Below are 9,700 nucleotides of genomic sequence, written 5' to 3'. Positions count from 1 at the left end.
GCTGCCGACAGGCTGCGATCTTTTGGGAGCCACCCTCTCCCCGCTGTGAACTCAGCGCTTGCGCAGAATCACGCTACCAATCGAATAACCGGCACCGAAGGAGCTGAGCACCGCCAGCGAGCCGCTCGGCAGATCGTCCTGGTTTTTATGAAAGGCAATCACCGAACCGGCCGAACTGGTGTTGGCATAGGTGTCGAGAATCACCGGCGCTTCTTCTTCCGTGGCTTCGCGGCCGAGGAGTTTTTTGACGATCAGGTGGTTCATGCTGAGGTTGGCCTGGTGTAGCCAGAAGCGCTTCACGTCGCTGATGTTGAGCGTGTTCTCTTCCAGGTGGGTGGCGATCAATTCAGCCACCATCGGGCAGACGTCACGGAAGACCTTGCGACCTTCCTGCACGAACAGTTTGTCCGGTGCACCGACACCCTCTTCGGCGGCGCGGTTGAGGAAGCCGAAGTTGTTGCGGATGTTGTTGGAAAACTTGGTCAGCAGCTTGGTACTGACGATATCGAACTGGTACTTCGAAGTGGCCAGATCGGCGCGCTCGATGATCACTGCGGTCGCCGCGTCGCCAAAGATGAAGTGGCTGTCGCGGTCGCGGAAGTTCAGGTGACCGGTGCAGACTTCCGGGTTGACCATCAGAATCGCCCGGGCCTGGCCGAGCTGGACGCTATTGGTAGCCGCCTGGATACCGAAGGTCGCCGAGGAGCAGGCGACGTTCATGTCAAAGCCGAAACCTTCAATGCCCAGTGCTTCCTGGACTTCGATAGCAATCGCCGGGTAAGCCCGCTGCAGGTTGGAGCAGGCGACGATGACCCCGTCAATGTCGGCGGCGGTCTTGCCGGCGCGCTGCAAGGCTTGCTCGGCAGCGCCGATGGCCATTTGGCAAAGCACCGACCATTCATCGTTGGAGCGCTCGGGCAGACGCGGAGTCATGCGCTGCGGATCAAGGATGCCTTCTTTGTCCATGACAAAACGACTTTTGATCCCCGAGGCCTTTTCAATGAACGCGGCACTGGATTCGGTGAGTGCCTGAACTTCGCCGCGCTCGATGGCTTGGGCGTTATCCGCATTGAACTGCTGCACATAGGCATTGAAAGACTGCACCAGCTCTTCGTTGGAGATGCTGTTGGCCGGGGTGTACAGGCCGGTTCCGCTGATGACGACGTTATGCATGGTCGTTTCTCTAATCTGTTCAGGCAGAAAGTATTGGTACCGACGTACCAATACACAAAGGGTCTGATCCCACTCAATGGAATGAAACCTTGCGTCGCTTTATTCCGATCCGCCCGAACCTGTAGAGGCTCAAAACCGCGGGGCCGGCGTTTATAGGCGCGAAGTTTGCCATAAACGTTGAGTTTTGGCGCCTTTTGCAGGATGCAGCCCCTGCCACAAACTGTAGGAGCTGCCGCAGGCTGCGATCTTTTGACTTTAAAAGAACGAAGATCAAAAGATCGCAGCCTGCGGCAGCTCCTACGCGGGGTTAGGGTTCAACCTGACTCCATTGTTTGCTCAAACGCTTGTCGGAGATGGGTACCTTCGTTCCCAGTTGCTGGGCAAACAGAGAAACCCGGTACTCCTCGAGCCACCAGCGATACAGTTCCAGCTGCGGATCGCGTTTGCCTTCCTGGGCGTGTTTGCTGGCCCGCGCCTGGTATTGCGCCCATAACCCGGCCAGTTCGGTGCTCCAGACCCGGTCTTTCTGGACCTGGCTCGGCAGTTTCTCGAGACGCAACTCGATGGCCTTGAGGAAGCGAGGCAGTTCCTTGAGCCAGATCGCCGGAGTCTCGCGGACAAAACCCGGATACACCAGCTGACTCAATTGTTGCTTGATGTCATTGAGGGCCACCGCCTGCGCCAGGTCGATCTTGCCCTTGAAGCGCTTTTGCAGGCCATGCCAAAGCTTGAGCGTCTCCAGCGTCAGTTTCGCCAGACGCTCGGCGTGCTCGGTCCAGCCACCTCGTTTGCGCTCGGCCAGCGAAGCCAGACCGACGCCATCGCGCGGCAAACTCGCCTCGCCGTCGAGAATGCAGCTGTCGAGGCTGGCCAGCAGAATGTCTTCCACCAGGCTGTCGATGCGCCCCAGCTCGCGGTACATCAACCCCAGATCGGTCAGCCCGGGTAACTTGCCACGGAGGAACTTCGCCGGCTCGGCCAGTTGCTGCATCAACAAACGTTGCAAGGCCCGACGATGCTGAAACTCGGCCTCGGCGGCGGTAGAAAACCGACCTTCCTTGACCGTGCCGTTCTCTTCCACCAGTGCCGGATAAACCGTCATCGACAGCCCGGCGATCTTCTGCTGAGTCTTCTCAGCCACCGCGGCGAAGACTTTGGCCTCCACCGGTTGCTGGCTTTTCGCGGTTTGCGGCACGGCCAACGCGGCCTGGCTGGCTTCGGCAAAACGCGCGGTCAGTTCGGCGAGGTCGCGGCCTTCACCGAGGAACTTGCCTTGGCCGTCGACGATTTCCAGGTTCATCCGCAAATGCCCATCGACCTGCTGTGCCGCTTCGGCCCAGGCTTCGTCGCTGACCCGCGCACCGGTCATGCGCAGCAATTCGCGGCCCAACGCCTGAGGCAACGAGCCCTCGGCAAAGGTCATGCGTTGCAACGCGGCCTTGATGAAATCCGGCACCGGCACGAAGTTCTTGCGCAAGGCCTTGGGCAGGTTGCGTACCAGGGCGATGCATTTGGCCTCGATTACCCCCGGCACCAGCCATTCCAGACGCTCGGACGGCAGTGCCGGCAGCAACGGCGCCGGCACCCGCAAGGTCACGCCATCGCGTGGGTGATTGGGCTCGAAGTGATAACTCAAGGCCAACGCCAGATCGCCCAGGTGCAAGGTATCCGGGTAATGCGCGGCAGTGACTTCACTGGCTTCGCGAGCGAGTACGTCTTCTTCGCGCATCACCAGCAACTGCGGGTCTTTCTGGCTGTGGATGCGATACCAGCTGTCGAAGGTCGCGGTCTGGTGGATATCGGCCGGCAACCGCGCATCGTAGAAGGCGAACAGGGTTTCTTCATCAGCGAGGATGTCACGGCGGCGGGCCTTGGCTTCCAGTTCGTCGAGCTGTTCCAGCAGTTGCTGGTTGGCGGTCAGGCACTTGGCCCGGGACTGGATTTCCCCGCGCACCAAGCCTTCACGGATAAACAGCTCGCGGGACAGCACCGGGTCGATCGGCCCGTAATGCACCGGCCGCCGACCGACCACGATCAACCCGAACAAGGTGATCTGCTCGAAGGCCACGACCTGGCCGCGCTTCTTCTCCCAATGGGGTTCGAAGTGGTTTTTCTTGATCAGATGCCCGGCCAGCGGTTCGATCCAGTCCGGCTCGATCTTCGCCACCATCCGCGCATAAAGCTTGGTGGTTTCCACCAGCTCGGCGGCCATCAGCCATTGCGGGCGTTTTTTACCCAGCCCCGATGACGGATGAATCCAGAAGCGTCGTTGACGGGCGCCGAGGTAGTCGCCTTCTTCGGTCTTCTGGCCGATCTGGCTGAGCAAACCGGAGAGCACGGCTTTGTGCAGTTTCGGGTAATCCGCCGGCTCTTTATTGAGGCTCAGCTGCATGTCGCGGCAGATCAGGCTCAACTGTCGATGGGAATCGCGCCATTCGCGCAAGCGCAGGTAGTTGAGGAAATTCTTCCGGCACCAATTGCGCAGCGGGCTAGCGGTCAGGGCCTGGCGCTGCTCTTCAAAGCCGCGCCACAGATTGACCAGCGCGGCGAAATCCGAGTCGACGTCCTTCCATTGGGCGTGGGCCTGATCAGCGGCTTGCTGGCGCTCCGGCGGACGCTCGCGCGGATCCTGGATCGACATGGCGCTGGCGACGATCAAGACTTCCTGCAAGCTGCCCAGTTTCGCGGCTTCGAGCAACATGCGGCCCATGCGCGGGTCCACCGGCAGCCGTGCCAGTTGTCGACCGAGCGGGGTCAACTGACTCTCGCGATCCACCGCCGACAGTTCTTGCAGCAGGTTGAAACCGTCGCTGATGGCCTTGCCATCGGGCGGCTCGATAAACGGGAAATCGGTGATCTCGCCGAGGCGCAGATGGAGCATCTGCAGGATCACCGCCGCCAGGTTGGTGCGCAGAATTTCCGGATCGGTAAATTCCGGCCGGCCGAGAAAGTCCTCTTCGGCGTACAAGCGAATGCAGATGCCCGGCTCGACCCGTCCGCAGCGGCCTTTACGCTGGTTGGCGCTGGCCTGGGAAACGGCCTCGATCGGCAGGCGCTGAACCTTGGCGCGGTAGCTGTAGCGGCTGATCCGCGCAGTGCCGCTGTCGATCACGTAGCGGATGCCCGGCACCGTCAGCGAGGTTTCCGCCACATTGGTCGCCAGCACTACGCGCCGCCCCGGGTGGGACTGGAAGATCCGCTGCTGCTCGGCCGGCGATAGCCGTGCGTACAGTGGCAGGATTTCGGTGTGCTTGAGCTGGGCTTTGCGCAGCATGTCGGCGGCGTCGCGAATTTCTCGCTCGCCGGGCAGGAACACCAGCACATCACCGGGGCTGCGACGTTCGCTGCGCTCATAGGCGGCAATTTCGTCGAGGGTGGCGAGGATCGCTTGATCCACCGTCAAGTCTTCTTCGACGCGGTTGCCCTCTTCGTCCTGCTCCAGGGTCAGCGGGCGATACCAGGTGTCCACCGGGAAGGTCCGACCCGAGACTTCGACAATCGGCGCGTCGTTGAAGTGCTTGGAGAAGCGCTCCAGATCGATGGTTGCCGAGGTAATGATGACCTTCAGGTCCGGGCGACGCGGCAGCAGGGTTTTCAGGTAACCGAGCAGGAAGTCGATGTTGAGGCTGCGTTCGTGGGCTTCGTCGACGATGATCGTGTCGTAGCGCTCGAGGTAGCGGTCGTTCTGGGTTTCCGCCAGCAGAATGCCGTCAGTCATCAGCTTGATCAGGGTGTTGGCATCGCTCTGATCCTCGAAACGCACCTGATAGCCGACCAGCGCGCCCAGTGGCGTCGCCAGCTCTTCCGCGACCCGGCTCGCAACGCTGCGAGCGGCAATCCGCCGCGGCTGGGTGTGACCGATCAGGCCGTACTGGCCGCGACCGATTTCCAGGCAGATTTTCGGCAACTGGGTGGTTTTACCCGACCCGGTTTCACCGGCAATGATCAGCACCTGATGCTTGAGCAGTGCTGCTTTGATTTCGTCGCGCTTGGCGGCGATCGGCAGGCTGTCGTCATAGCGAATCAGCGGCAGGCTGGCACGTCGCGCCACCACCCGATCACAGGACGCCTGCGCCCGCTCGACCCACTGCGCCAGCTTGGCCTCGTCGGGTTTTTTGCGCAGCTCAAGCAACTGCCGCCGCAGCCGGTGGCGGTCGGCGAGCATGGCGTGATCGAGGTTTTTCAGCAGTTGATCGATAGCAGGCGATTGGTCAGTCATCAGGTACGCAAAAGTCGTCTAGTGGTGCAGGGGGCGGATTGTCGCAGATTTGCGCACCTGGCGACGAATGGAACCTGCTTTTGTGGCGAGGGGGCTTGCTCCCGCTGGGTCGCGAAGCGGCCCCAAAACCGGCCATCGCGATCTTTCAGATAGAATGCGTTCACCGGTTTTACGACTGCTTCGCAGCCGAGCGGGAGCAAGCTCCCTCGCCACAATGTCGGTGTGTACCGGGCTACTCGTTATCCAAACCCTTGCGCCGATACGGGAACACATCGATCACCTTGCCGGCGCGAATCGCCGCTTGCAGGCCTTTCCAGTAATCGGCGTTGTACAGTTCGCCGTGCAGTTCATTGAACAACCGTCGCTGTCCGGCGTCGGCGAACAGGAATGGCGGAAACTCCTCGGGGAAAACATCCAGCGGCCCGATCGAATACCACGGCTCCGAAGACATCTCGTCTTCCGGGGTGCGCGGGGCCGGGATGTGGCGGAAGTTGGCTTCAGTCAGGAAGCAGATTTCGTCGTAGTCATAGAACACCACACGACCGTGACGGGTAACGCCGAAGTTCTTCAGCAGCATGTCGCCGGGGAAGATGTTCGCCGCCGCCAATTGCTTGATCGCCAGGCCGTAATCCTCCAGTGCCTCGCGAACCTGCGCGTCGTTGGCGTTTTCCAGGTACATGTTCAACGGCGTCATCCGGCGTTCGGTCCAGCAGTGGCGGATCAGCACCGTGTCGCCATCGACCTCCACCGTTTTCGCCGCCACTTCCAGCAGCTCAGCCAGGCACGCCGGTTCGAACTTGCTCAGAGGGAAACGGAAGTCGGCAAATTCCTGGGTATCGGCCATGCGCCCGACCCGGTCGACGCTTTTTACCAGGCGATACTTTTCAATCACTGTCGCGCGGTCGACGTTCTTCGACGGCGAGAAACGGTCCTTGATAATTTTGAATACGGTGTTGAAGCCCGGCAGGGTAAACACACTCATGACCATCCCGCGCACACCCGGAGCCATGATGAACTGGTCGTCGGTGTTGGCCAGGTGGTTAATCAGTGAGCGATAGAATTCGGACTTGCCGTGCTTGTAGAAACCGATCGAGGTGTACAGCTCGGCAATGTGCTTGCCCGGCAGGATACGCTTGAGAAAACCGATAAACTCGGCCGGCACCGGCACGTCGACCATGAAATACGAACGGGTGAACGAGAAGATGATCGACACATCCGCTTCATCGGTGATCAACGCATCGATCTGAATCCCGCGGCCTTCGCGGTGCAGAAATGGAATCACCAACGGCCATTGCTCGTCGTGGGTGTAAATGCGCCCCACCAGGTAGGCACCCTTGTTGCGGTAGAGCACCGAGGAAAACAACTCGACGTTCAGCTCCGGGTCCTTGCAGACCCAGTCCGGCAGGTTCTCGCGCAACTGCGCTTCGAGCCGGCGCAGGTCACCCGGCAAATCGGCATAAGGCTCGCTGAAGCTGTAGTCGACGAAGATCTGCTCGAGCATGCCCGACAGTTCGCCTTCGGGCTTATAGATGCGGGTTTGCGCCGCACGGGCCCGACGCAGGCTCGGCCGGGTGGTGTGGATGAACATGCAGCCGTCGCTGATCAGGTCGTGGCTGAACAGCCCGCAGAACGCCGAGTTGTACCAGGTCTCGGACAGCTCATCGTCGAAACGCAGGTCGATCAGACTGATATAGGCGCTTTTCACCAGGGGCCAGTAAGTAACGTCCAGCATGGCCTCGCCGTCAAAGGTCTGGTGCAGTCGAGCGACCACTTCACTGACTTTTTCTTCGTAGAGGTTGATCCGTGCCGCCGAGGCGACCTGCGCCTCCTGCCACTGCGCCTGCTCGAACCGCGCCCGGGCGCCGTCGGTGATCTGGCGGAAATGCTCGCGGTAATCGTCGAAGCCATCGAGGATCATTCGGGCGATATCGGCGGCTGGCCATTGCTGCGGCATAGATAAACCTCTGGAGGATGATTCTTGGCATTAAGGGGCTGAGCTTAGAGGCGTAGTGGCCTGTGTGGCTAGTGTCAGGCAATGCAACCATTGCCATGCGTTACACCTGCGAGGACACTTGCGGCCCGATCAAGTAAGGAACAGACCGTGAACCCCGTCGATATACTACGCATGCTGGCGCTTTCCGCCATCTGGGGCGCGAGTTTTCTGTTCATGCGCATCATCGCCCCAGAGATTGGCACTATTCCCACCGCCTTCTTTCGCGTATCGATTGCCGCCGGCGGGTTGCTGGTGATCCTGGCGCTGATGCGTATCAGCTGGGATTTTCGCGGCAAGTTCAAGACGGTGCTGCTGCTTGGGGTGATCAACTCGGGAATTCCGGCGACTATGTATTCGGTGGCCGCCCAAGTGTTGCCCGCCGGCTACTCGGCTATCTTCAACGCGACGACACCACTGATGGGCGTGTTGATTGGCGGAGTGTTCTTCAGTGAAAAACTCACCCCGGCGAAGATCGCCGGGGTGTGCCTTGGATTATTCGGGGTCGGCATTCTGACCCGCGCCGGTCCAGTGGCCTTCGACCTGGAATTGCTGATGGGCGCCCTCGCCTGCCTGCTCGCGACGACCTGTTACGGCTTCGCCGGTTTCCTCGCCCGCCGCTGGCTCGATCAGCAAGGCGGGCTCGACAGTCGCCTGTCGGCGCTGGGCAGCATGCTCGGTGCGACGCTGTTTCTATTGCCATTGTTCGGTTACAACGCCATCAGCCAGCCACCGGCCAGTTGGGGTGGCTGGAATGTCTGGTTATCGCTGTTGGGATTGGGCCTGGTCTGCACCGCCTTTGCGTACATCTTGTACTTCCGTTTGCTCAGCTCGATCGGCCCGGTCAAATCAATGACCGTGACCTTCATGATCCCGCCTTTCGGCGTGCTCTGGGGTGCGCTGTTCCTCGATGAACCCTTGTCGATGGCCCATGTGTATGGCTCAGTGTTGATCGCCGGGGCGTTGTGGTTGGTGCTCAAACCGACGGTAGCGACGGTGGCGACGGTGGCGACGGTGTCGAAGGTGACTGCCCGGTAGGCCTTCAAAAGATCGCAGCCTGCGGCAGCTCCTACGCCAATCGCATACATCCGTTATTGATGGGTGTACGCAAAACCTGTAGGAGCTGCCGCAGGCTGCGATCTTTTGGCAATATCAGCCACGCAACAAGGCTGTGGATAACTTCAATATTTCCATCAGCCCGCCGCTACCCGCACCCGCCGGGCCTTCAACCCGGCCATCAGCGATGGCCCCAGGGCGACCAGTGCCGAGCCAAGCACCACCAGTACCGCGCCGCCATAACCCAGGCCATTGATCTGCTCGGCGTCCACGTACTCAGGCCAAAGCCAGGCGGCCAGCGCCACCGCGCCGAAGGTCACCAGCGGCGTGATTGCCAGGGTCGCGCTGACCCGCGAGGCCTCCCAATGGGCGAGGGCTTCAGCAAAGGCGCCGTAAGCGATCAGGGTATTCAAACAGCAACCGAACAGCAGCCAGCCTTGCAGCGGGCTCAATTGCAACGCCTCCAGCGGATGCACCCAGGGCGTCAGCAGCAGTGCGCAAAACAGGTAGATCACCATCATTACCTGAAATGAATTCCACACCGTGAGCAACTGCTTCTGACCCAGGGCATAAAAGGTCCAGACCGTCGACGCTGTCAGAACCAGCAAGACGCCAGCGGTGTAATCGCTCAGAGAGGTCAGCAGTTCAGTCAAACGCTGATTGAAAAACAACCCGAAACCGATCAGCAGCACCAGCAAGCCGATCCCCTGGCCCAGGCTGAAGCGCTCCTTGAACACAAACACACTGGCGATCAATAGCAGGATCGGTCCCACCTGCACCACCAACTGCGCGGTACCAGCGCTGAGCAGGTTCAGGCCCATCAGGTACAGTACGTAGTTGCCCACCAGTCCGAGGACCGCCATCAACACCAGCCAGCCACCCTTGGGGCCGAGCACTCGCCAGCTCGGCAAGCGTTTGACCAGCGCAAGGTAACTAAACAGCAAGCCGCCGGACACTATCAGTCGATACCAGGTCACCGTGACCGGGTCCATCACCAGCAGCACCTGCTTGAGTTTGATCGGCAAAATCCCCCACAGCAGCGCGGTCAGCAAGGCCAGGAATAAACCATAAACCCAGCGACCGGACGAAATATGCATGCCAACCCCAAAGCCAGACAACGAGACAACCATTCTAGGCCTGGACGGTCCCGCTACACAGTTACAGTTTGACACCAGCCGCTAACGAGACTGTGCTGGTCGCAAGGGAATATTGGCGATGTGCCACTGATCGGATCACCAGGCGCATTCGATAATTCAGACATA

5 protein-coding genes are annotated in these 9,700 nt (G+C 60.3%); 1 reads left to right on the top strand and 4 read right to left on the bottom strand.

Going from position 1 to position 9,700, the window contains the following annotated elements; genetic code table 11:
• Positions 1-51: 51 nt before the first annotated feature.
• The 3 genes from F8N85_RS28080 to aceK form a co-directional block, all read right to left on the bottom strand.
• Positions 52-1,173 (bottom strand): beta-ketoacyl-ACP synthase III, encoded by a 1,122-nt coding sequence (locus F8N85_RS28080; protein WP_150804429.1) that lies wholly within the window; start codon positions 1,171-1,173, stop codon positions 52-54.
• 307 nt (positions 1,174-1,480) lie between these two features.
• Positions 1,481-5,392, bottom strand: coding sequence for an ATP-dependent RNA helicase HrpA (gene hrpA / locus F8N85_RS28075; RefSeq protein ID WP_150804430.1), 3,912 nt, complete (start codon positions 5,390-5,392; stop codon positions 1,481-1,483).
• A 232-nt stretch (positions 5,393-5,624) separates the two neighbouring features.
• Complete coding sequence (aceK, locus tag F8N85_RS28065; RefSeq protein WP_150804432.1) at positions 5,625-7,346, bottom strand: bifunctional isocitrate dehydrogenase kinase/phosphatase; 1,722 nt, start codon at positions 7,344-7,346, stop codon at positions 5,625-5,627.
• Positions 7,347-7,493: 147 nt separating this feature from the next.
• Here aceK and F8N85_RS28060 point away from each other — a divergent pair, with 147 nt between their 5' ends.
• Positions 7,494-8,420, top strand: a complete 927-nt coding sequence (locus F8N85_RS28060; protein WP_150804433.1) for a DMT family transporter — start codon at positions 7,494-7,496, stop codon at positions 8,418-8,420.
• A gap of 155 nt (positions 8,421-8,575) precedes the next feature.
• Here the strand turns inward: F8N85_RS28060 and F8N85_RS28055 are convergent, their stop codons facing one another.
• Complete coding sequence (locus F8N85_RS28055) at positions 8,576-9,535, bottom strand: DMT family transporter (protein WP_150806742.1); 960 nt, start codon at positions 9,533-9,535, stop codon at positions 8,576-8,578.
• Between the last annotated feature and the right edge of the window lie 165 nt (positions 9,536-9,700).

Origin of the sequence: Pseudomonas fluorescens (genome assembly GCF_902497875.1) — a bacterium.
Taxonomy (GTDB): domain Bacteria; phylum Pseudomonadota; class Gammaproteobacteria; order Pseudomonadales; family Pseudomonadaceae; genus Aquipseudomonas; species Aquipseudomonas fluorescens_BR.
This window is presented reverse-complemented; position numbering and strand designations above follow the sequence as displayed.